The following is a 23,010-nucleotide window of genomic DNA, read 5'->3' as shown; positions in this document are numbered from 1 at the left end:
CGTGCTCAATTTCATCTACTACCCGGTGTCGGGAATCCTATGGTTCTGGCATCGTGTCTTCGGTTTTGTATTGGGCCCGGACCGGGGTGTGACCTGGGCGCTCTCGGTGGTGTTCCTGGTGTTCACGCTCCGGCTGGTGCTGTTCCAGCCGTTCGTGAAGCAGGTCCGCACGCAGCGGCAGATGCAGGAGCTGCAGCCGCACATCAAGGAACTGCAGCGCAAGTACAAGAACGACCGCCAGACCATGGCCGTCGAGATGCAGAAACTGCAGAAGGAACACGGCTTCAACCCGCTCATGGGCTGCCTGCCCGTGCTGCTGCAGGTGCCGGTGTTCCTCGGTCTGTACCACGTGCTCCGGTCGTTCAACCGGGTCGGCAGCAGCGCCGGCTTCATGGGCTTCGGCAAGAGCGGCGGCATGACCGTCGAGCAGAACGCGAACACGGCCAACTACTTCTTCGGTGTGGACGACGTGCAGTCGTTCCTGCGCGCCCGTCTGTTCGGTGCCCCGATCTCGGCCGCCATCACCACTCCGCAGGCACAGCTGGAAGCGTTCGTCCGGTCCGCCGGTGAGCAGATCCATTGGTGGAACATGGCTTTTGTCGCCGTGCCGCTGATGATCCTGGCCGGTCTGGCCACCCACTTCAACGCGCGCGCGTCGGTCGCCCGGCAGAGCCCGGAGGCGGCCGCCAACCCGCAGGCCGCACTCATGAACAAGATGGCGCTGTGGATCTTCCCGCTGGGTGTGATCGTCGGTGGACCGTTCCTGCCGATCGCCATCCTGCTCTACTGGGTCGCCAACAACATCTGGACCTACGGACAGCAGCACCTGGTCTTCGGCAAGATCGAGAAGGAAGAGGAGCTGAAGAAGCAGCAGGCGCTCGAGCGCCGCGCGCAGAATGCTCCCAAGCCCGGCGCCAAGCCCACCAAGCAGAAGAAGGCCGCACCCACAGACGCGGTCGAGGACGCACCGGTCGACGCCGAGCCGTCGGCCAACGGGACGGCCACGTCGAACGGTACGGCGAAGCCGGCCACCAACGGCACCGCGAAGGCGCCCGCTGCCAAGGGCGGCGCGGGCGACCGGAAGCGGAGCGGCAATCGCGGCCGGGCGAATCAGAAGCGCAAGCGCTGAGCGGATTCCCGGCGCCGCGGGTGCCGGACACGACGGATGATGCGGATTGAAGGACGGACCAATGACTGTTGAAACCGACGGAGGGGATGCCGCTGTGGCCCTCAGTGCGAACGGTGTGGCGACCGAGGCGGAGCCGGTGACCGAGAACGAATCGGACGCCGAAGCGAAGACCGGCTCCGGTGCGAACGATTCCGAGGAAGCCCTGATCGAAGAGGGCGAGATCGCCGGCGACTACCTCGAGCAGCTGCTGGACGTGCTCGACTTCGACGGTGACATCGACCTCGATGTCGAGGGCGACCGCGCGGTGGTGAGCATCGACGGCGGCCGCGATCTGTCGAAGCTGGTCGGCCGCCGCGGCGAGGTGCTCGATGCGCTGCAGGAGCTGACCCGCCTCGCGGTGCAGCAGGCCACCGGTATCCGCAGCCGCCTGATGCTCGATGTGGCGGGCTGGCGTTCGAAGCGCCGCGCGGAGCTGAGCGCGCTGGGTGCCGAGGCCGCGCAGCGGGTGCTGGCGTCGGGTGAGCCGGAATCGCTGGCGCCGATGACGCCGTTCGAGCGCAAGATCGTGCACGACGCGGTCGCCGCGGTCGCGGGTGTCACGAGCGAGAGCGAGGGCGCCGAGCCCAACCGTCGCGTCGTGGTGTTGCCTGCCTGATCGTGCTCGAGCTCTTGGGCCCCCGTGTTCCGTCGAACCGGGGGCCCAGTTGCGTCGCAGGGGGATTCACCGGCCGGCTGCGGCCAGGTGTCACCGTGACGAAACCGATCGATGCCGTGGGGTGGGCCCGATTCGGGGCCGATCGGGCCGTGGTGGAGTGCGTGTGGTCGCCGAACGAGATGGAAGGATGTTTCACGTGGAACGAGAAGTGGATCCCGAGGTAGCGTCGGCCGACCCGACCCCGCCGCCGGCCGCGGCCGAGGTGTTCGGCGATCGACTCGAGATCGCGGAGCGCTATTACACCGCGCTGGCCACAGCCGGCGTCGAGCGCGGACTGATCGGACCCCGGGAGGTGCCGCGGCTGTGGGATCGGCACATCCTCAATTGCGCTGTCCTCGGTGAGATCATCCCGGAGGGGGCGCGCGTCGTCGACATCGGTAGCGGCGCCGGCCTGCCCGGGATCCCGCTCGCCATCGCGCGGCCGGATCTGCATGTGACCCTCGTCGAACCGCTACTGCGGCGCACCGTCTTCCTCGCGGAGTTCATCGCCGCAACCGGGTTGGGGCTCACCGTAATTCGCGGCCGGGCCGAGCAGCCGGACGTCCGTAAGGAGGCCGGGGGCGCCGACGTCGTCACCTCGCGGGCCGTCGCCCCGCTGGGCAAGCTCGCACAGTGGTCCATGCCGCTCGTACACGACGGCGGCCGGATGCTCGCCCTCAAGGGGTCGAGCGTCGCCGAGGAACTGGAACGCGACCGGGCCGAGGTGGAGCGCGCCGGCGGCGGACGCAGCGAGATTCTCGAATGCGGCGCCGGAATCGTGTCGCCGCCGACGGTGGTGCTCAGCATCGAGCGCGTCGCCCGGACCGTGGGGCGTGCGGGTCGCAAGTCCCGCAAGAACCGCTAGCCACCCCGCTACCCCGGTATGGGGGCCGCTCGTTCCAGCGCGGGATGCCGGGTTCGGGCACGCGACGGCACGATCGGATGTATGCGATTGCGCCGCAACATGATTCCATTCGCCGCCGCTCTGCTGGCGGTGCTGTCGGCCGGAGCCTGCCGCTCCGCCCCGCCGACCGTCGCCTGGCATCCGTGCCCCGAGAGCGCGGCACTCGACTGCGGTTCGATCGCCGTCCCGATCGATTGGGCTCACCCGGACGGCGCCACCATCGACCTGGCGGTGACCCGCAAGCGCGCCACCGGAACCCACCCGACCGGGACCCTGATCTCCCTGCCCGGTGGTCCCGGCACCTCCGGGGTCGACGAACTCCGCACCCAGGACCAGTTCTCCCCCGCGCTGCACGACGCGTTCGACATCGTCAGCTTCGACCCGCGTGGTGTGGGCCGCAGCCATCCGATCCGATGCGACCAGGGACTGCTCGCCCAGCCCGACACCGCCCCCGAATCGGGGCATACGCTGGCCGAGCTGCAGGCGTACGCCCACCGATTGGCCGACAGCTGTCGCACGTTCACCGGTCCCCTGTTCGAGCATGTGGACGAGATCAGCGTCGCCCGCGACGTGGACGCGCTGCGCGCCGCCCTCGGCCGATCGACGGTCGCCCTCTACGGCCGTTCCTACGGGACCATGTCCGGCCAGGCGTACCTGGAGCTGTTCCCGCAACGGGTCCGGGCGCTGCTGATCGACAGCGTGGACGACCACAGCCTGGATGGACCCGGCTTCCTGGCCGCCGAGGCCCGCGCCGGCGGGGACACCTTCGGCGAGTTCGTGTCCTGGTGCGACCGGGAAGCTGCCTGCGCCCTGCACGGCTCCGACATCCCCGGGCTGTACGACCGGCTGTGGGACAGCGCCCTGCACGGCACCCTGGCCGACTCGCACGGCCGCCCCTCGACCGCGCTCGGCCTGAGTACCGCGGTGACCCAGCGGCTGTACCAGCCGGACTGGACTGCCCTCGCGAACGACCTTGCGGCCCTGCGTGATCGGCCGCCGATCTCCGGCCCGGTCCCCTGGCCGCAGCCCACCGGCGTCGCCGTCTCCGCCGGCCAACTGGCCGTCTGCTCCGACTGGACCTTCGACATCCCCGACCAAGCCCGCTGGACCGACCTGTGGTCGGAACAGAACCGCAACGCGGGCCCCCTGCACGCCCACTTCGCGTGGGCGGCAGCCACTCTCTGCTCCGGCTGGCCTATCCCCCCGGCCGACCCGGCGCACCTGCCGTCGGTCACCGGCGGCCCTGCCGTCCTGGTGATGAACTCGATTCACGACCCGGCCACACCCTACGAATGGGCCGCGGCCGTTGCCGCACACACCCCGCGAGCTACGCTCCTCACCTACGACGGCTGGGGTCACGGCGTCTACAGCCGCACCCCCTGCACCACCGCTGCGGGCGACGCGTACCTGATCTCGGGAACCGTGCCCGCAGCCGGAACCCATTGCCCGGCCGCGTGATCCGGCGGGCGAGGGGGCGTGGCGGCTGCGAACGGCGGCCACCGGATCAGCTGTCTCGCCCGGCCTGGGTACTGAGGACGTCGACCTCGCATCCCGGTGCGGTCGCGTCGACACCGTGCTCGATCAGCCAGCGGACCCCGAGCAGGCTGCGCAACGACCACCAGGCCCGGACGACATCGACATCGACTGCGGTGCCGTAGCCCGCGACCACGTCATCGAGGCGCTCCTCGTGGCCGAGCGTCAGGGCGGCAATGTCGTACAGGGCATCGCCCGGGCCTGCCTCGGACCAGTCGATGACACCGGTGATCGCGTCGCCGTCGGTGAACACGTGGGCGGGCTGCAGGTCGCCGTGCGTGAAGACCGGCGTCCACGGTCGCAGCGCGGCCGCCGCGATCCGGCGGTTGCGTGCGATCACGTCGGCGGGAAGGACATTGTTCGTTGTGAGCCAAGCACATTCACTGTCGAGCTGCGCTGCGATCTCGTCCGGGCCGCGCCCGGGCCGCGGCGGTGGTGGAGCGTCGTGCAGTATGCGGACCGCCGCACCCGCCGCGACCCACGCCGCCGGCGACGCGGTCGACGGTTCACCGCGACGCCCGAGCGCCAATCCCGGGACAGCGGCGAGCGCGAGGACGGGCGGCCGGCGCCACAGAATTTCCGGGGTGGGGATCGGTGCCCTGCGCATGGCTTCCACCTCGATGTCGATACGCGAACGATCGGCATCGATCTTCAGGAACGCATCCCCCACTCGCACAGTCACGCGCTCATGGTGGGCAACAACGATCTCGACTGCTTCCACGGCGGCGATTATGGCTGGGAGGGCGGCCGACGTCGCTGGATTTATTGGGGCCCTTAGGACTTCACCGAGACAGGTCTCCGCCCGGCCCGGCGACGGCACCTCGAATGCACACGGTTCGCCGTTCGCGGGAACCTGAGTGAGAAGTGATCGCGCGGTTTCACGTGGAACACCTAAGGTGCCGCAAGCGGTGCGCCCGACACTTGGAAAGACCTGATGTTCTCCCAGCACGGCAACATCGTCGCCGTGATCGGGGCGTCGCTGCTGGTGTTCCCGAAACTGGTGCTGGGCGCCGCCGCGCGCGTGCACGCGGAAATGAGTGGGCACTCGACGGGAGCCCAGCCGCCACCGCGTTCCACGTGAAACAAGGGATCTCATGGCCCAAATCCCACCCGCCCCGGGGGCCGGGGGTGACCCGCAGGACTGTGCTCAGGTGGCATAGCAACGACGACACGCATCGCCTCGGTGCGGCCGTCGCGGTACCGCCGGGTGGCGATCGACTCATAGTCCGCACCGGCCAAGCCCTCGCTACACCGACGCCCGAGCAGATAGGCGGCTCCGCATCCACGGGCCACGGTCGCGGAGTACGGGCCTCGGACACCACATCTGATTCGAGAAGTGTTCCGGTCACAATCCATCGTGAACACAGTCGACCCGCCACGCTGCTCGGTCGCCCCAGCAACTTCCAGCTGCGTGCGAGTTCCACGTGAAACGAAGCAGGCGGATATCTTCCGGCCACCCGGCCACCCGGCCACCCGGCCACCCGGCCACCCGGCCACCCGGCCACCCGGCCACCCGGCCACCCGGCCACCCGGCCATCCGGCCACCACGACGCGGCCACCACGACTTGGACACCGCGACTTGGCCACTGCGCGACCCGGACACCGCACCACGCGGCCACCTGGTGGCTGGCGACCCGCTAGCTGGCAACAGGCGGCCCGGCCGCCCCGCCAACCCGCTGCGTGGCCTGTCGAGCTGGCGGCCAGACAACCCGGCCGCCGCCAGACGTCCCGGCGGTCTAGCGCGCCCCGGCCAACCCCCTCACGGGGTGCCCTGTCGGCCGACGGTCCGTCAACCAGGCGACCCGGGCGACCTGGTTGCGTTCTGCCGATCTGGCCGCCCCACCACACGGCGACCCGGCCACCTCGCTACCTTCCGACCTGGTTCGATCGCGTTGAGCCGCACGCCCTGCGCTGTAGTCAGCGGACCGGGTCCGCGCGTAGTACACCAGCGCCACCTTGGTCGGCGGTTACGCCTGCACCGCGCGGCGACCTTCGACCCGGCGGTCTGGCGACCCGGCCAACCCGCCATTGGTGCCCTCTCGACCCGACGGCCGGTGACACGGTCACCCGCCAGGTGGCGGTTCGGCGGCTGGCGGCGTCGCGATCTGGCCGCCCCGCCACACGGCGATCCGGTGGTTTGGCGGCGCGGCGACCTTTCGAACCGGGGCCCGGCGGTCTAGTGACCTGGCGAACCCGCTACCGCCAGCCGTGATCTGCGGCCGGCACCGTAACCGCTACGGGGTGGCGCCAGTACCTCAGTTCGAGGTCGGGTGGCCGCCAAACTTCGTGGACCGCAAGCATCGTCACAGCGCGTTCGAATCGGCGATGCGGACTGGACCTGATGTGGCGTGTCGGTGACCGGGACCGGCTGCTCGTTGGTGTCCTTGCTGCGGTACATGATTCGGGTGGCGCGCCCGGGCAGCCCGGGCCGTCGTGGCCGGGGGACAGTTTCAGGTGTACGGGCTGCGACCGCGTGGATCGGTTGGGGTGGACGCCGGACGTGATCGAATCTCGGGAGGATGGACGCGGGATGCCGCTAGCCCCACCTACTTCCGTCACGTGGCGGAAGTAGGCGGGATGTTCGGTGGGGGTCCTGTGGTACGACTTCGGCGCACTGGATGGCTCTTCCTTGGGTCCCGTTTCCGGTGTGGATGAACCGCGCCGATGGATTGCCGGAAGGCGACGCCGAACCGAAGAAGGCTGTACTCCCCACGGTTCCGACAATGCTTCGCCCTTGGCCCGTCGCCGGGGAGACCGTGCGGACTCGGCGGGCTGGTGGCCGTATGCGAACCGTGCGGCGTTGCGCCTCGGGTTCGCGTGGTGTGAATTCACGTTCAAGCTCTTGTGGCGCCCGAGCTCCGGCCCGGGGAGATGTACCGGAGTCGCGGGTGCCCGTGGTGGCGATGTGGGCGGCTGTACCCCTTCAGCACGACCGGCTGCCCGGTTGCGACGACGGCGGCGTGCACCCGCGGATTTGTGCGGAGCTCGCAGTACCTTCCCGAGCTCGGGCTCGGGAAGGTGGATGGGCCCAAAGTCGTTGTCGGGCAGCGGTGGTGCGTGTTTCACGTGGAACCTGTGGTGCAGAACTATGTTCGGGCTCGAGGAGATCGATGGACCCGAGCCGTCGGGCAGTGACGGCGGTGCGTGTTTCACGTGGAACCGTGCCGGGGGCCATGCTCAGGTCCGAGAAGCTGACCCGACGTCGTTGCCGTGCACCGGCGGCGGGTGTTTCACGTGGAGCGCGCCGGCTCGCTCGACGTCGGTGACCGCTGCCTCAGTGCGGCGGTGCCGATCGGCAGGTGGACCGAGCTGCGGATTGCCACGTCGGCGACGACGTACCCGCTGTGCGCCCGGTCGGCGCCCGGCGCCGGGTCGACGACGGTCATCCCGGGTGAGGCGGCGTCTGTGCTCGTCCTGCAGCCACCGCGGCAGTTCGACCAACCGATCTACAACCGATCTCGATGTCTCTTCGCCCGCAGCGCCGCCACGACATACGCGGACAACCCGCGCTCATTCGCCGGTGCTGCCGGACTGCGCTGACGCCCCGGCCCGGCCGACGGGCCGAAATCGTTGTCGGACAGCAAATAGCGGCGCGGGTTTCACGTGGAACCGCGCCGCCGGTGGTGCTCGTCTGTGGCGCCCACGGCCCGGGAGAACGGCACGCTGCGACGCATCTTCTCAGCGGCTGCCTATTCGACGATCTCGGTGTGACCACCGCGGCCGGCAGCCACGCCGAAGTCGTAGACCAGCGGCACGGTCTCGGTGGCGCTGACCGTGATCGGGGCCGCTTCCCAGCGGGGGGCAGTTCGGTGAGCAGCGACCGGCGAGGGCGGCGAACGGTTCGTCCATCAGCAGCACCTGCGGGTCGAAGGCGAGGGTGTAGGCGCCCATACGGCAGACCTCCATCAGGTGCCGGGAAATGGTGGCGCCGTCGGTTTCACGTGAAACCCACGGCGGTGGGCCGAGTTCGCCCGGCTGCGGGACCGGCCCACCGCTGTGCGCCCTCAGGCGAGGAAGCGGTCGCGGTTCTCCTCGGCCCATTCCTGGTACGTCCGCGGGCTGCGGCCGAGGAGGGATTCGACGTCTCCGGTCACTGTGGCGTTCTTCCCGGAGCGGGCGTAGCCGAGGCCGCTGATCATCGTTCGCACCGCCGACTCGGGCATGCCGGCGGCGGTGAGCTGGGCGCGGATTTCGTCCTCGGACAGGTCCACGGTCGACAGGTCGCGACCGAGTGCGGTTCCGAGCGCGGCTACTTGGTCGGCGGTCGTCAGTGCGGCCGGTCCGGTCAGGGTGTAGGTGGTGGCTGTGTGGCCGGGGGTGGTGAGGACGTGGGCAGCGACGGCCGCGATGTCGCCGGGGTGGATCACGCCCTGCCGACCGGACCCCGTCAGGTTCTGGATCGGTCCGCCGGAATTGATCAGCGGTGCCCACGACAGCGAGTTGGAGGCGAAGACGCTCGGCCGCAGCACAGTCCAGTCGAGACCGCTGGCGTGGACCGCCTCCTCCCCCGCCGCGTGGTGCGCCCCGATCATCTCGCCGTCCGGTGCGTAGTCACCGGTGGCGATCGCGGACAGCTTCACGATCTTCTCGACACCGGCGGCGCGGGCGGCGGCCACGAACGCTCGATCGTGTTCGGCGGTCGGCGCCGACGGCGCGGTGAGGAGCAGCGCCGCGGTCACCCCGGAGGCGGCCGCCACCAGAGATTCGGCGTCGTCGAAATCACCGGTCACCGCTTCGACGCCGGACGGGTATTCGGCATCGGTCCGCCGGCTCAGGGCGCGGACCGGAAGGTGCTGCGAGGCCAGGAGTTCGATGAGTGCGCTGCCGACTGTGCCGGTAGCTCCGGTTACGAGAATCATGGAATCCACTGTCGCCGGGCAAGTCCCATCGGTCTTGGAAGTTTCGGCACAGCACGACGCGCGCTCACGGCCTACGGTGGGAGGGTGAGATCCGCACTGCCCGTCGTGATCGACCCGCCCTCGGCCGACGTCCCGATCCATGTCGACCAACCGAATGTCTCCGCGTCGGTGGTCTTCCGCAAGCCGGTCGACGGTCCGGGACAGTTGTTCGTGCGCGGTCCGATCACCGCCGCCGGCTACGCCAGCACCGACGGCCCGCGGCCGCTGTGCGCGGTCGCCCGGCTGCGCCCTGGGTACGGGAGCGCGGCGCTCGGTCCGGCCGACGCGGCGGAACTGGTCGATCGGTCGGTGCCGTTGGCGGAGTTCTGGGGTGACCGGGCCGACCGCCTGGCCGCGGAACTGTCCGAGCTGTGGCCGGATCCGGCGCGGGTGGCGGCCCGACTGGAAGATGCCCTGCTGCAACGAATCTCGTCTGCCGATGGGTCCACCCCCTATCGGGCTCTGCTGGACAGCGCGCAACACGCGCTCACTTCCGACACCGGCCGCGGTGGGGTGGGCGCGATCGCGCGCGATCTGGCGATCAGCGAGCGGCATCTGCGGACGCTGTTCCACACCGAGATCGGCCTGTCCCCTAAACTGTTCGCGCGGATCGCTCGCGTGCGCCGGGCGGCCCGCGCGGCCACTGCCGGTGTCGCGCTGTCGGACGTCGCCCGCGAGTCCGGCTACTACGACCAGGCGCACATGACGACCGACTTCCGCCGCATCATGGGCATCTCCCCCGCCGCCTTCGTATCCGGCGGCCGCCCGGCCCCCCGCCTCTGCGCCGGACCGCCGCCGTAGCCGGAGTGTGGTTCCAGCGGACGGTCGCCTCGGTCGGACTTGTCACTCGAGCCTCATCAACCGAGTCGGCGGCCGATAGTCATATGCGCCCAGCCTGTCTCGTACGCCGGCCTGGAATGCTCCCGTCCCCCATGGGCGCCGGGCAACCGCGCAAACCGAACCCGGATCAGCCGCCGCGTAGCGATGTTTCATGTGAAACCGCGGACCGCGGAGAGCTCAGGCCGGATCGGCTCCCGCCCTGCCACGTTTCATGTGAAACATCGCAACTACCCCCGCGCCCACCCGATCTCGCCCGCCGAGACCGCCCCGAGGCGCTCCGCGGCCCGTTTTCGACGCGTGTCATACGGAGTTTGCAGCGGTTCAACTTCCGTATTGGGCTCGGTGCTGGCAAGCTAGATGTTGTCGAGTGTGAGCGCCGATTCTCGATGTCCGACAGACTTTGTAAGGCCGAGCATCGGTCGAAAGAAGACGACTCGCTCCACTTACCCCGGGTCCGGACGCATCGGTGCAGACCGGGCACGCGAAGAGCATGTTCTGGGTGTTAGGAGCTTCTATGTCGAACGGTCCGACGAATGTTTCACGGGAAACACAGTCTCGCGTGCGAGGCACGCTCGATGGGAGTGGCATCGATATGGACGAGTTCGGGCGCACCGCTTTCGGCAGCATCTCCTCCGCCGAAACGCCGATCGGAGCCGAGGCGCAGCGCGCCAGCCAGGTGCTGCACTCCGACTCCCTGACATTGCCGAAACCCAAGGAACAGCGCATCATCACGATCGCCAACCAGAAGGGCGGCGTCGGAAAGACCACCACCACGGTGAACCTGGCGGCGGCGTTGGCGCTGCAGGGAATGCGGGTGCTGGTCATCGACCTCGACCCGCAGGGCAATGCGAGTACCGCGCTCGGCGTCGAACACACCTCCGGCACCCCTTCCAGCTACGAGCTGTTGATCGGTGAGATCTCGGTGAAGGAGGCGATCCAGCAGAGCCCGCACAACGAGCGGCTGCTGTGCATCCCCGCCACCATCGATCTGGCCGGCGCCGAGATCGAACTGGTGTCGATGGTCGCGCGCGAGAACCGACTGAAGAACGCTGTCCACGAAGCGAATCTGGCCGGCTACGACATCGACTTCGTCATGATCGACTGCCCGCCCTCCCTCGGTCTGCTCACCGTCAACGCGCTGGTGGCCGCCAAGGAGGTGCTCATCCCGATCCAGTGCGAGTACTACGCGCTGGAGGGCGTCGGGCAGCTGCTGCGCAATATCGGTCTGGTGCAGTCGCATCTGAACCAGGAACTGCGGGTCTCGACCGTCATCCTGACCATGTACGACGGCCGCACCAAGCTGGCCGACCAGGTCGCCGACGAGGTGCGCAACCACTTCGGCGACGCCGTCCTCAAGTCGGTCATCCCCCGCAGCGTAAAGGTGTCCGAGGCGCCCGGTTACGGCATGACGGTGCTCGACTACGATCCGGGTTCGCGGGGTGCGCTGAGCTACCTCGATGCGGGCCGTGAGCTCGCGGCGCGGACTGTGGCCACGGTCGGTGCGACAGACGGAAGGGGCCTGTAGTCGATGAGCGCGAAGAAGGGTGGACTGGGCCGCGGCCTCGCCGCACTGATCCCCACCGGGCCGACTGAGGTCCAGGGGCTGGGCAGTGCGGCGGCGAACGCGGTCATCGGCCTCGAACCGATCGGCCCGCATCCGGCGTCGGCCTATCTGCACCGGGTCCCCGACCCGACCGAACCCGATCTGGGCGCGGTCTATCAGGAGATCCCGCCGGAGCAGATCGAGCCGAATCCCAAGCAGCCGCGGCACGTCTTCGAACCGGAGGCGCTCGAGGAACTGGTCCACTCGATTCGTGAATTCGGCTTGATGCAGCCGATCGTGGTCCGCAAGCTACCCGGGTCGGGCGGGCCGCGCTACCAGCTGGTCATGGGTGAGCGGCGCTGGCGGGCCAGCCAGGAAGCCGGCCTGTCCCTGATTCCGGCGATCGTCCGCGACACCGACGACGGTTCGATGCTGCGCGACGCCCTGCTGGAGAACATCCACCGGGTGCAGCTCAACCCGCTCGAAGAGGCCGCCGCGTATCAGCAACTGCTGGAAGAGTTCTCGGTGACGCACGAGGAACTCGCCACGCGAATCGGCCGGTCTCGGCCGGTCGTGACGAATATGATTCGCCTGCTGAAGTTGCCGATTCCGGTGCAGCGCCGGGTGGCGGCCGGTGTGCTCTCGGCCGGACACGCGCGTGCGCTGCTGGGTCTGGAAGCCGGTGCCGAGGCACAGGAGACGCTGGCCGCGCGGATCGTGGCCGAGGGGCTGTCGGTCCGCGCTACCGAGGAAGCTGTGACCCTGGCCAACCGGGACCCGGAAACTGCCACTCCCCCGGCGCCCAAGCGCAAGCCGATCCAGATGCCGGGTCTGCAGGATGTGGCCGATCGGCTGTCCTCGTCCTTCGACACCCGGGTGACGGTCAGCCTGGGCAAGCGCAAGGGCAAGATCGTCGTCGAGTTCGGTTCGGTCGACGATCTGGAACGCATCGTGAAGATGATGGAGCAGCAGCTCTGACGTCCGCCCGCCGGCGCCACAGGCCGGCGTATGAAGGAAAAATCACACGTGAATTCCGAGACCCGGGACCTACACTTGAAACGTCACTGTGACAACGTCACGGTCGCGCTGTGGCCTAGGGACGGGATCGATTCGGGAGCACGTCCGACAGCACAGCGAATGAGAAAGAGGCGACTCGCAGTGATCGCTTATTCTTGCTGGCGAGAAAATGTTGATGCAGCGTGAGTGTGGATGAATCAGACAGCTGGAGGCTGAGCAGAGCGGTGTCGACCAGCGTGACCGCACTAACTCTCGGCGGGCTGGACCAGCTCCCGACGCACGCACGCCGCTGCGTGTTCTGGGAGATCGATCCGGCCGTGGCGCAGGACTGCGCCGGCTTCAGTGATCCTGTCTTCGAGAAGGAAGCCTGGCTGTCGACCACCATGCTCCAGTGGGGGTCCTGCGGGCAGATCGCGTTGGTGGACGGTCAGTCGGCCGGCTGCGCCCTCTACGCCCCGCCGAGTTCGGTCCCCCGGGCGGGCCTGTTCCCGACGTCTCCGGTGAGCCCGGACGCGGTCCTGCTGACCACGCTGCGGGCCGAATTCCCGTACAACCACAACGACATCGCCCAGCGGCTGCTGAACGCTGTGGTGTCGGATCTGATCCGGCGCGGGGTGCGCGCCATCGAGGCCTTCGGTCTACGGAAGGATCCGGCGGCCACGGCCTTGTCGACTCGTGCGGTCGGTTCGATGATGCTGATGGAACGCATCGACACTCCGGCCTCGGGTGCGGCCCGCGGCAGTAGTGCCCCGGCGCATCGGGGTGCCGCGGCCGCCTGCTCCCCCGAGACCTGCATGATCGACGCCGACTTCCTGGAGGACGTCGGTTTCGAAGTGGTTGCCCCACACCACCGTTTCCCGCGGCTGCGGCTCGAACTCGACAGCGACCACCTGTGGAAGGAGGACGTCGAGCGCGCGCTGGACCAATTGCTCGCCGCCGCTTCGATGACCGTACCGACCCGGGTCGGAACCCTCTGACCCGCAAACGAAAAGGCGCCCCGGATAATCCGGGGCGCCTTTTTTGTTGTCCGAGAACAGCTTCCGGCTAGATTCGGTCTGAGGCTGCGAGTTCCTCGGCCAGCAGTTCCGCGAAAGTGTATGTGCCGGTGGGCTGATCGTCCTGGCCCAGCAGGTAGAGCCGCTTCACCGAGATCAGGATCGCCTCGGCGATCACGTCCCGCATCCGCGGATTGGTCAGCACCGACATGTCGTATTCGTTTGTGAGATAACCGATGTCGACCTGCACGGTCGGCATCTTGGTGAGCCGCAACAGATCCCAGGTGCGGGCGTGAGTTCGGCAGTCCTGCAACGACGTTCGGGCCACGATCTCGCGCTGGATGAACCCGGCCAGCACCTGGCCGATCATCGAGGTGGAACCGTGCGAGTTGCCGAAGTGGAAGCTCGCCACCCCACCGGCCAGCGAACTGGCGTTCGCGGCGCAGCGCAGCGAGATCATCAGGTCGGCGTCGAAAGTGTTGGAGATCTCGGCACGTTCGGCGTCGGACAGGTTCGCGTTCCACGGCCGGGACAGGAAGGTCTCCATACCGGTGGCGGCCATCCGGCCCTCCAGCCGGCTCGCCAGATCCCACAGGATCTCCGACTCGTACACGTCACCGAACTCGGTCGGAACCGCACGGCCCTTGTCCGGGCCACCCAGGCCCGGATCGATCACGATCCGCTTACCGGTCAGCTGCGGGCCGGCGCGGTGCACGACCTCCTCCTCGGCGATCCGGTGCGGATTGCCGCCGGTCACCCTGGCGCCCAACAGATCCAGCGAACGCAGCGTGTCCGGGCCGCAGATACCGTCGGCGGCCAAACCGATCTCCCGCTGGAAGGCGGTCAACGCGTCGTGAGTCTGCGGGCCGAAATAGCCGTCGACCCGGTGCACGTAGAAGCCGAGATCCTGCAGCCGCCGCTGTAGGGTGGCGACATCGTCCCCGTACAGCGGCGCGGACAGTTGATAGATCAGCGTGCGGGCACCGAGGCGATACGAAGCCTCCTTGAGCGCACGATAGGTAGCGGGACCGACCACACCGTCCACCAGCAACCCACGGTGCTGCTGGAAGGCGCGGACCGCGGAGTCGAGCGGACCGTCGAACGCCGCATCGGCGTCCTTCCAATAGTGGTCACTCGGTTCCGCCTGGCCCGGCTGGCCGTGTAAGAAGCCGAGACCGGCCAGGGTGCTCCGAACCTCGGCGACGGCTGGGCCGGAATCGCCGTGGCGAAGTCGGTGCATGCGTGAGAGCCCTTTCCTTCCGCCAACCCGGGTACCCACTCATGCGAGGAATACACCTACGCACGACCGGAGTGTCGGTCGATTGCTAGAGACCCGGACCGCAATTCGGCAAAATCGGCCGGGTGCACGGATCGTACACCGGCGACGGATTCCGTACGCCAATCCGACGACGCCCGGGAACCATAGCGGTCGTGCACTACCGCGCACACAGAGTATCGGCCGTCGCCGGTCCGCGCAGCACGGAGGTCGACGACGGCCGAAACTCGGACGATCAGATGATGCCTTCGAGCTCGCGCAGCAGCGCGGCCTTGCCCTTGGCGCCCACGATCCGCTTGACCTCCTTGCCACCCTGGAACACCAGCATGGTCGGGAGGCCGAGAATGCCGTGGTCCCGGGCGGATTCGGGATTCTCGTCGGCGTTGACCTTGGCGATGGTCAGCTGCTCACCGTGCGACACCGCGATCTCCTCCAGCACCGGGGCGATCATCTTGCACGGACCGCACCACGTCGCCCAGAAGTCGACCAGAACGGGCTTCTCGCTGGCCAGGACGTCCTGCGCGAAGCTGGCGTCGGTGACGGTTTTGGTGGCGGATTCGGACATCGTGACTCCTCGTGCGGTGATTCAGTTGACGGTGACGTCGACCGGCGAACCGGCGTTGCCCACGGTGTTGGCGGTGATATCGCCCTGCTCGGCCAGCCAGCGTTCGGCGTCGATGGCCGCGCGGCAGCCGGTACCGGCCGCGGTGATCGCCTGGCGGTAGGTGTGGTCGACCAGGTCACCGGCGGCGAACACGCCGGGGACATCGGTTGCGGTGCTCGACCCGTCGACCAGCACGTACCCCTCGCCGTCGAGCGCCACCTGGCCGCGGACCAGCTCACTGCGCGGGTCGTGGCCGATGGCCACGAACAGGCCGGTGGCCGCCAGCTCGGAGGTCTCCCCGGTGCGGGTGTTGCGCAGTGTGAGGCTGGTCACGCTGTTCTCGCCGTGCACGGCAACGACTTCCGAGTCCAGGCGGAACCGGATCTTGTCGTTGGCCTTGGCCCGCTCGAGCATGATGCGGGAGGCGCGGAACTCCTCGCGACGGTGCACGACGGTGACACTGGACGCGAACTTGGTGAGGAAGGTCGCCTCCTCCATCGCGGAGTCACCACCACCGACGACCACGATGTCCTGGCCCTTGAAGAAGAAGCCGTCGCAGGTGGCGCAGGCGCTCACGCCGCGACCGAGCAGCTCCTGCTCGCCCGGTACGTTCAAATACCGTGCGGCGGAACCCATTGCGAGGATGATCGACTTCGCGCGGTAGACCTCGCCGCCGACGGTGACCGACTTGACCTCACCGGACAGGTCGATCGCGTCCACGTCCTCGGTGCGAATGTCGGCACCGAAGCGCTTGGCCTGCTCCCGCATCTCGTCCATCAGATCCGGGCCCATGATGCCGCTGCGGAAGCCCGGGAAGTTCTCCACCTCGGTGGTGGTCATCAGCGCGCCGCCGAATTGCGTGCCCTCGAACAGCAGCGGTTCCAGCTCCGCACGAGCCGCATAGATCGCAGCGGTGTATCCGGCGGGTCCGGAGCCGACGATGATGAGGTCGCGTACAGGCGTGGTCATGATGCCTTCCAGGTGGGTCGACAGGCCTGCGATGTCCAGGCGCGTAGGTCAACAACAGCGTAGTGGGAGATGTTCCCACCGGGTCAGCGCCGGTCGCTGTACCGACCCGACCGCCGGCCGATTGTGGGCTGCGCCACTGCCCGAACCCGCAGCACTACCGCGTCAGCCGATATCGCGGTGGACGCGCAGCTGCGGGTCGCCCGGCGCGCAGCCGGTGCCGACGATGAGGGCCGTGACGGTGGGCGGATGCGGGCCGGCGACCAGGATCAGCGCGGCCGGCTGCCCCTGGAACGTGGTGTCGGTGGACCCGAGAACCTGCCGGTCCGCCCCGGCGGCCCGGACACAGGCGTTCAGCGCTCCCGGGGCGGCCAGCCGGCCGGTCACGTCGTTGCGGCCCATCGCCCCCAAGAGCGCGGCGGGAGCCAGGTCACCCTCGGAAAGGGTCGTCGAGCTCGGCCGCAGCGCGCTCGGACTGTCCGAATCGTGGTGCCCGGCGACCACCGCGATGATGCCGAACGTCATGAGCGGGACTGCGGCCGCGGCCGCGGCCAGCAACCGGCGGCGGCGGGCCCGGTACTGATCGAGTTCTGCCACCGGAGCCTGGTCCCCACTCGAGCCGGCGGCCTCGCCCGCGCACTGGTCTGTGGCCGGGGCCTGGGCCGCGAGGCGGACAGGTTCGGTAATTGCGCCCGCGGCGGCAGCCTCGCCCGCGGTCGGGGCGGAGTCGGTCAGAGCCGATGCATCGGCCGTGCCGGCGGTGAGCAGCCTGGGGCCGGCCACCGAGGCGGGCCCGCGGGCCACGCCGACGGAGCCAGCGAGCCGATCGGGGTCGGTGCCGGGGGCAACGTCTGGACCGGCATCGGCCGAGAGCTGGTCGAGCAGCGTGTCCAGCCGGTCGCGGACGGCGTTCGGCATGCGGTGCAGCACTTCGGTTTCCGTGCCGAGTGCGCGCAGACTGTCGTTCACCGCGTCCAGTTCGGCCAGATAGCGCACGGCGTCGGGATCCTGGCGAACCGCCGGCCACAGGTCCGCCGCGACCTCGGCCGGGACGTTGTCGCCGTGCAGGTCGGCCAGCAGGGCGGCGTCGAACGGCGGCCGCGGTAACGGACGGTCTGCCATCGCACCTCCTCTGGTCGCCGGTGGCGGGTTTGCTGTAGAGCTCGGATCGGGGTCGGGTCGTTAGGTATGACGCGCGGCGCCTAGCTTCGGTTCCCCCGATCTCGAACCGAACCCAGTCTCTCCTGCAGCCGTTTTCGACCACGCGAGCACCGGCTCTTGACGGTACCCGGTGGCACGCCGAGCAACTCCGCAGCTTCCGCCACGCTCAGCTGCTCCATCTCGACCGCGACCAAGGCGGCCCGCTGATCGGGCGGCAGGTCGAACAGGGCCCGATCCACCACCAGCTTCGTCTCCAGCTCCGACATCTCGTCGCGCGGCGCGGCCGGCTCGTCGATCGACTCCTCGAACAGCGAGGTCGCCGGCCGCGCCCGATTGCGCCGGATCCGGTCCAGGCAGGCGTTCACCACGATGCGATGCAGCCAGCTGCGGACCTCGGCGTCACCCCGGTACCCGGCCGCGTTGCGATGGGCGGACAGCAGCGCGTCCTGCACCGAATCCGCGGCGTCCTCGGGCGAGTACGACGAGCGCAGCGCCAGTTGATAGAGATGGTGATAGTGACGGCGGAACAGGACCGCGAACGCGTGCGGATCGCCGGCGACATGGGCGGCGAGCAACTCCCGGTCCGTCGCGGTATCCGGATCGCCGAGACGCGACCCGGCCCCGGCGGACCGTGACGGTCCCGCACCGGTTCGCTCGATCGCATCGAAGGACAACAGGTTCCCCCAGAACAGCTGCCGCGTCACACCCGGAGAACGACCGCCACCCACGCGGTTGGATCCCACCAGGTCACTCCCGGTCGAGAGTGTGCGGCGATCATAGCGGCAGATCGAAACCGGCAGCAATCGCGCCGAGCGCCGGAGAATCGGCCCGGCCCACAGCGGAATCGACCCGCTCAGCGGATCAGGGCGCTGCCTCGCAACGGATCTCGTTGACGGTGGTCTGGAACTGACCGCCCGAGTTGGCCAGCTGCGTGATCCACACCAGTACGAAGCGGGCCGGCTGATCGGTCTTCACCGGGATCTCGGTGGTGCCGTCGCCCAACGTGGCCTGGCCGACCAGCTGGGTCTGGTCCAGGGTCGCGTTCGCCGCCGGCGCGGTACGGATCTCGACCACCGTGCCCGGGCTCGGCGAGTCGATGCTGACCGCGGTCAGCTTGCTCGGGTTGGCCAGTGAGGCCATGATCCCTTCGCCCTTCTTGAGGGCTGGGAACTGCTGGAAGTACTGGTCGGTGTGCCACCCGGTGGTCGGGTTGCCGTCCACCGTCGCACCGGCCGTACCGGGGCTGTCCGGCGTGCCCTCCGGGGAGAACACCGCGGCACCCGTCAACGGCACCGGCACCGCGGGCGCCGCCGACGACGACGGCGCACCGGCAGCGCTCGGGTTGGCCGGCGCCGAGGCGGCCGTGGTCAAGCCCAGTTTGCGCTGTTCGTCCAGCGGTGCCGTCGACGACGCCGGCGCGAAGATACTGAGCAGCCACCAGATGATCACACCGACCACCAGCGCGGCCAGCATGCCGAGCGCGATCAGGATGTACATCATCCGCTTCGAGCGTTCCCGCTCGGCGGCCAGCAGCTCCGGATCGGCCAGCGACTCGTCGGGAGCCGACGTCGCCCGCTGCCCGAGCCGCAGCACCGGGATGAAATCGGTCTTCTGGTCGACGACCGACGCCTGCTCCAGCACGTGCTGAACGGTCGCGGCGGTCCGCACACCCTTGTTCGACTCCAGCGAGCGCACCGCGACCGCGGAGATCTCGAACGGCACCTCCGGCCGGATCTGCCGCGGCTCGACCGGCGTACCGTCCGGACCGAATTCGGCCAGCGGCAGGCCACCCACCATGGCCGCCTTGCCGGTGACACCACCGGTGCGGATCGGCCAGTGCGCGGTGATCAGGGCGTACAGCATGGCACCGAGGCCACGCACGTCGGCCTGCGCGTCGGAGTCCGACAGCGTGCCCGGGAACGCGAGCACCGCGTCACCGGAGGCACTGATCCGGATCCGGTCCGGACTGTCGATCGACAGCGACCCGCCACCGCGATGCGCCATCTCGGCGGCCGCCGCCAGCACCCGGATCGCGCGCGCCGCGCCGATCGGGGACGGGACGGTCTCGGCCATCTCGCGCAGCGAGCGGCCCGGCGTCCACTCGGCGACCACGATGCCGCCGGAACTACCGCGCACCACGTCCAGGACCCGGGCCAGACCCGGGGAGTTGATCCGGCCCAGCCGCAGCGTGCGCGACAGGATGGCCTGCGGGCCGTCGGAACCTGAGTTCTCCGTGGCCTTCTGGTCGGCGTCGACGAACGTCAGTGCGACCTCGCGGTCGAGCTTGACGTCCAGCGCCTGCCAGAAGATCAGGCCACGCGAACCGCCGTGCGCGGCCAGCAGACGGTACCGTCCGCCGGCCACCGAGGCGCCCGGGATCAGCTTGGGACCGCGCGGGGTCCGGCGAGCCGGTTGTTCCACACGCATCGGGGGCATCTCCGGCGAGTGGACCGGCAGCATGCCGGTCTCGTAGCTCGGCGGAGTCGCGCCGGAGTTCTCCGGGGAATCCTGCTCCCCGGTACCGGCCGTATCCTGGTCGCCGGCCGCATCGTCGGCCGGTGGAACCTCCGCGGGGTCGTCGGTACGCAGAGCGCCCTCCCTAGTCGCGGCAGCATCGGCGGCGGCAGCGCCCGCCGCGTCGTCGCTCACCCTGGTTCCTCCTTCAACCTGCTGTGCGGATACCGGCTGTATCGGTGGTGCGCCGACCCGGTCGTCCTGACCCGGTACCGCGGAACCCGACATATCGGTTGCGCTGGTGCCGGACCCGGCGTTTGCGTTTGCCTGCGCAACAGGGTACGGGAACTCGCTCGTACCGGTGCGGACAACTGTCCCGGGCCGGATGACCGGAAGCACCATCGTCTGCGCGTCCATGTACGGGTCGTAGCGGTAGTAGTACGGGGCGGCCGGCTCGGGCCGCGCCAGCACGGTCGTCGCCTCGAGTTCGGCGGCGTCGAGGTCGAGTTTCGGTGCGGGCGCGGAGATTCCGAGGCGCCGCGTGATCGACACCGTGATCGCCACGATCTCCGGGATGCCCGCCAGGCGCATGAGACCGAAAGCGACACCGAGCATCACGACGGCGTCCACCCCGACTCGGAACAGTGCCCCGAAACCGTGATGGAACCGGTCCAAACCGACCGTCTGGTCGACGATCAGGGTCACGGCACCGGCCGCCACCGACGCCAGGGCCACCCGGGTGACGGTCCGGCCCACGTTCGACATGCGCAGATCGCCGAGACTGCGGTGCAGCAGCCAGCCGCCGATCGCGGCGCCGGCCGCGAAGCCCAGCCCGTTCGCCACTCCCAGGGCGATGACCACGTAGTCGTCGGAGAACACCAGCGGCGCCAGCGCGGACAGCGCGATCTTGACGGCCGTGATGCCGAGGATGACCCACGTCGGCGTCCAGGCTTGTTCACGCGCGTAGAAGACCCGCAGATGGATCAGGACCAGGGCGTACGGGATCAGCGTGAACGCCGACCAGCTGACCGCCTCGCCCAGCCGCGCGGCCTGGTGGTTGCCGAAATGCCCGTACCCGTAGAGCGCTTCGCCCACCTGCGGCCCGGCGATCGTGAGGAAGGTGACGACCGGTAGCAGCGCGATCATCGTCAACCGGGTCGCGGCGGACAGATCGTCCACCACGGCGGGTGTGTCGTCGGCCGCGGCATTGCGGCTGAGCCGCGGCATGATCGCCGTCAGCACGGTCACGCCGAGGACGCCGTACGGCAGCTGCAACAGCAGCCAGGCGTTGTTATAGATCGCGGGCCCGGCCTCGTCGGCGTGCGACGAGATCCGGGTGCCGAACACGAAGCCGGCCTGGCTGATCAGCACGTACAGGATGACAGCGGCACCCATGCCACCGAACTGCTTGAGCCGGTCGTCGACGCCCCACAGCGGCCGCAGGTCGATCCCGGCCCGGCGGATCGGTGGCAGCAGGCTCATGACCTGCACGAACACGCCGAACGTGACGCCGAGGCCGAGGATCAGCAGCTTGGGATCGCCCATGCGGACCGGGTCGAGCGAGATCTCCCCCGGGGTCACCGCGTACAGGCCCAGCACGCCGAGCACCACGAGGTTGTTCAGCACCGGCGCCCACACACCCGGCTTGAAGATCTCGTGGGTGTTGAGGATCGCCATGAGCAGCGACGACATGCCGTAGCAGACGATGGCGGGCAGCAGCAGGTAGGCCAGCGCGGTGGCCAGGCCGGCGCTGACCTTGCCGTCGTCGGACAGGAAGATGTATTTGATCAGCAGCGGCGCCGACGCGGTACAGAACAGCGCGGCGGCGCCGAGCACCACGAACGCCATGGTGACCAGGCGGCGGACGAAGGCGGCGCCGCCGTCGGCGTCCTCCTTCTCGGCCCGGACCAGGGTCGGGACCACGAACGCGGTCAGCACCGCACCCAGCACCAGCTGCTCGACCATCGTCGGGATCTGGCTGGACACGGTGAACGCGCTCGCGATCCGGGGACCCAGCACGGTGAGCAGCAGCAGCTGCTTACCGAATCCGGTGATCCGGCTGATGAGCGTGACGATCGCCATCGACCCGGAGTCGCTCATCAACCGGGCGTTGCGGCCCTGCGGCGTGTCGGGTTTCGGCGCGGTGGCGACCGCGGTCGCGGTGCCGCCGGAAACGCGTTCGGGCGTCTCGGATCCCGCGGCGCGGCGGACCGGATACGCCGGTGGCGTCATCCGGCCACCGGGGGTGACCGGAATCTGGCCGCTGGGCGGCCGATTCGGCGTTTGCGGGTTCGGTACCCGCGGCAGCTGACCGCTCGGCGGGCGTTGCGCGCGGGGCGCGCCGCCGGAAACCTGCGGGAAGTGACCGCTCGACGGCCCGTTGTTCACGGCCGGGAAGTGGCCGCTGGCTGGGCCTGCGGGATGCGCCGGTCCGCGCCTGCCGGGACCGGCACCCGGCACGTCACCGCGGCCGGGTTCGATTCGCTGCGGGGGTGCGGGGGGACGCCGTCGCGGCTGCGCGGGATCGATGCGTTGCGGTTGGCCACCGTCGGGCCCGTTCGGGTGACCCCACTGGAATCCGGGGCGCGGTTCGTGCCGCCGGGATTCCGGGATCCGGCCGCCCGGACGGCCCGGCGGCGGGCCGTCCGGCGGCCGCGGTACCTGCGGCATCGCGCCGCTCGCCGGCGGCACCCGGCGCTGGGCGCCGCTCGGCGGCTGGTTGCCGCGTTCCCAAGGGGCTGCCGCGGTCCGCTGCACCTCGGGCGTGTCGCCGTCGGGCTGGGCCGGGTCACGGCGATCGGGCCGCGCCGGGCCGCGCCGGGCCGGCTGTGCCGGGCCACCGGGCGGTGTGTTGCTGTTCTGCTGGGGGATATCGCCGTGGGTGGGTTTGGAGATATCTGTCATCACGCCCCCCGGGCCGGCGTCACCGCGCGGTCACGCGGGGTTCGCGGCCGCAGCCCGGACCGATCGCGCGATGGCAGGGCGGCACGACCGAG

18 protein-coding genes are annotated in these 23,010 nt (G+C 69.4%); 9 read left to right on the top strand and 9 right to left on the bottom strand.

All coding sequences use genetic code 11. The features are described 5' to 3' along the window. The first annotated feature begins 1 nt into the window (after position 1). The 4 genes from yidC to EBN03_RS06585 all read left to right on the top strand — a co-directional run bounded on the left by yidC (position 2) and on the right by EBN03_RS06585 (position 4,185). On the top strand, positions 2 to 1,129 hold the full coding sequence (yidC, locus tag EBN03_RS06600; RefSeq protein WP_122187024.1) for a membrane protein insertase YidC: 1,128 nt from the start codon (positions 2 to 4) through the stop codon (positions 1,127 to 1,129). Between the two features lie 61 nt (positions 1,130 to 1,190). Beyond that, on the top strand, positions 1,191 to 1,784 hold the full coding sequence (locus EBN03_RS06595) for a Jag family protein (RefSeq protein WP_122187023.1): 594 nt from the start codon (positions 1,191 to 1,193) through the stop codon (positions 1,782 to 1,784). A 187-nt stretch (positions 1,785 to 1,971) separates the two neighbouring features. After that, complete coding sequence (rsmG, locus tag EBN03_RS06590) at positions 1,972 to 2,688, top strand: 16S rRNA (guanine(527)-N(7))-methyltransferase RsmG (RefSeq protein WP_122187022.1); 717 nt, start codon at positions 1,972 to 1,974, stop codon at positions 2,686 to 2,688. A gap of 81 nt (positions 2,689 to 2,769) precedes the next feature. Beyond that, the gene (locus tag EBN03_RS06585) at positions 2,770 to 4,185 is read left to right on the top strand and encodes an alpha/beta hydrolase (protein WP_158675551.1); all 1,416 of its coding nucleotides are present in this window, start codon (positions 2,770 to 2,772) and stop codon (positions 4,183 to 4,185) included. 46 nt (positions 4,186 to 4,231) lie between these two features. Here EBN03_RS06585 and EBN03_RS06580 read toward each other — a convergent pair whose 3' ends face one another. Continuing rightward, a complete protein-coding gene (locus EBN03_RS06580; protein ID WP_233608206.1) occupies positions 4,232 to 4,942 on the bottom strand; it encodes a phosphotransferase in 711 nt (236 codons plus the stop codon). Between the two features lie 252 nt (positions 4,943 to 5,194). Between EBN03_RS06580 and EBN03_RS34050 the strand changes: the two genes are divergently transcribed. Continuing rightward, a complete protein-coding gene (locus EBN03_RS34050; protein WP_158675550.1) occupies positions 5,195 to 5,341 on the top strand; it encodes a hypothetical protein in 147 nt (48 codons plus the stop codon). 2,149 nt (positions 5,342 to 7,490) lie between these two features. On the opposite strand, the gene EBN03_RS34045 is transcribed toward EBN03_RS34050, so the two are convergent. Together EBN03_RS34045 and EBN03_RS06570 are read right to left on the bottom strand one after the other, a co-directional pair. Then, positions 7,491 to 7,646, bottom strand: coding sequence for a hypothetical protein (locus EBN03_RS34045; protein WP_158675549.1), 156 nt, complete (start codon positions 7,644 to 7,646; stop codon positions 7,491 to 7,493). 618 nt (positions 7,647 to 8,264) lie between these two features. Then, positions 8,265 to 9,119, bottom strand: a complete 855-nt coding sequence (locus tag EBN03_RS06570; protein ID WP_122187346.1) for an NAD(P)H-binding protein — start codon at positions 9,117 to 9,119, stop codon at positions 8,265 to 8,267. An 84-nt stretch (positions 9,120 to 9,203) separates the two neighbouring features. Here EBN03_RS06570 and EBN03_RS06565 point away from each other — a divergent pair, with 84 nt between their 5' ends. The 4 genes from EBN03_RS06565 to EBN03_RS06550 all read left to right on the top strand — a co-directional run bounded on the left by EBN03_RS06565 (position 9,204) and on the right by EBN03_RS06550 (position 13,535). Next, entirely contained in the window at positions 9,204 to 9,959 is a 756-nt protein-coding gene (locus EBN03_RS06565) for a helix-turn-helix domain-containing protein (RefSeq protein ID WP_199742638.1), read from the top strand. A 553-nt stretch (positions 9,960 to 10,512) separates the two neighbouring features. Beyond that, the gene (locus EBN03_RS06560; protein WP_122187018.1) at positions 10,513 to 11,523 is read left to right on the top strand and encodes a ParA family protein; all 1,011 of its coding nucleotides are present in this window, start codon (positions 10,513 to 10,515) and stop codon (positions 11,521 to 11,523) included. A 3-nt stretch (positions 11,524 to 11,526) separates the two neighbouring features. Next, the gene (locus EBN03_RS06555; protein WP_122187017.1) at positions 11,527 to 12,519 is read left to right on the top strand and encodes a ParB/RepB/Spo0J family partition protein; all 993 of its coding nucleotides are present in this window, start codon (positions 11,527 to 11,529) and stop codon (positions 12,517 to 12,519) included. 263 nt (positions 12,520 to 12,782) lie between these two features. Then, positions 12,783 to 13,535 (top strand): GNAT family N-acetyltransferase, encoded by a 753-nt coding sequence (locus EBN03_RS06550; RefSeq protein ID WP_122187016.1) that lies wholly within the window; start codon positions 12,783 to 12,785, stop codon positions 13,533 to 13,535. A 67-nt stretch (positions 13,536 to 13,602) separates the two neighbouring features. Here the strand turns inward: EBN03_RS06550 and EBN03_RS06545 are convergent, their stop codons facing one another. From EBN03_RS06545 to EBN03_RS06520, 6 genes are all read right to left on the bottom strand, one after another. Further along, on the bottom strand, positions 13,603 to 14,793 hold the full coding sequence (locus EBN03_RS06545; protein WP_122187015.1) for an N-acetylmuramoyl-L-alanine amidase: 1,191 nt from the start codon (positions 14,791 to 14,793) through the stop codon (positions 13,603 to 13,605). A gap of 271 nt (positions 14,794 to 15,064) precedes the next feature. Continuing rightward, entirely contained in the window at positions 15,065 to 15,394 is a 330-nt protein-coding gene (gene trxA, locus EBN03_RS06540) for a thioredoxin (RefSeq protein ID WP_122187014.1), read from the bottom strand. A gap of 21 nt (positions 15,395 to 15,415) precedes the next feature. After that, on the bottom strand, positions 15,416 to 16,402 hold the full coding sequence (gene trxB / locus EBN03_RS06535; protein WP_122187013.1) for a thioredoxin-disulfide reductase: 987 nt from the start codon (positions 16,400 to 16,402) through the stop codon (positions 15,416 to 15,418). Between the two features lie 162 nt (positions 16,403 to 16,564). Then, a complete protein-coding gene (locus EBN03_RS06530; RefSeq protein ID WP_122187012.1) occupies positions 16,565 to 17,521 on the bottom strand; it encodes a hypothetical protein in 957 nt (318 codons plus the stop codon). Between the two features lie 80 nt (positions 17,522 to 17,601). Further along, positions 17,602 to 18,135 (bottom strand): RNA polymerase sigma factor SigM, encoded by a 534-nt coding sequence (sigM, locus tag EBN03_RS06525; RefSeq protein ID WP_233608245.1) that lies wholly within the window; start codon positions 18,133 to 18,135, stop codon positions 17,602 to 17,604. A gap of 286 nt (positions 18,136 to 18,421) precedes the next feature. Beyond that, positions 18,422 to 22,246, bottom strand: a complete 3,825-nt coding sequence (locus tag EBN03_RS06520) for a murein biosynthesis integral membrane protein MurJ (protein WP_407671098.1) — start codon at positions 22,244 to 22,246, stop codon at positions 18,422 to 18,424. Positions 22,247 to 23,010: the final 764 nt, after the last annotated feature.

Origin of the sequence: Nocardia stercoris, from assembly GCF_003696265.1 — a bacterium.
Classification (GTDB): domain Bacteria; phylum Actinomycetota; class Actinomycetes; order Mycobacteriales; family Mycobacteriaceae; genus Nocardia; species Nocardia stercoris.
This window is presented reverse-complemented; position numbering and strand designations above follow the sequence as displayed.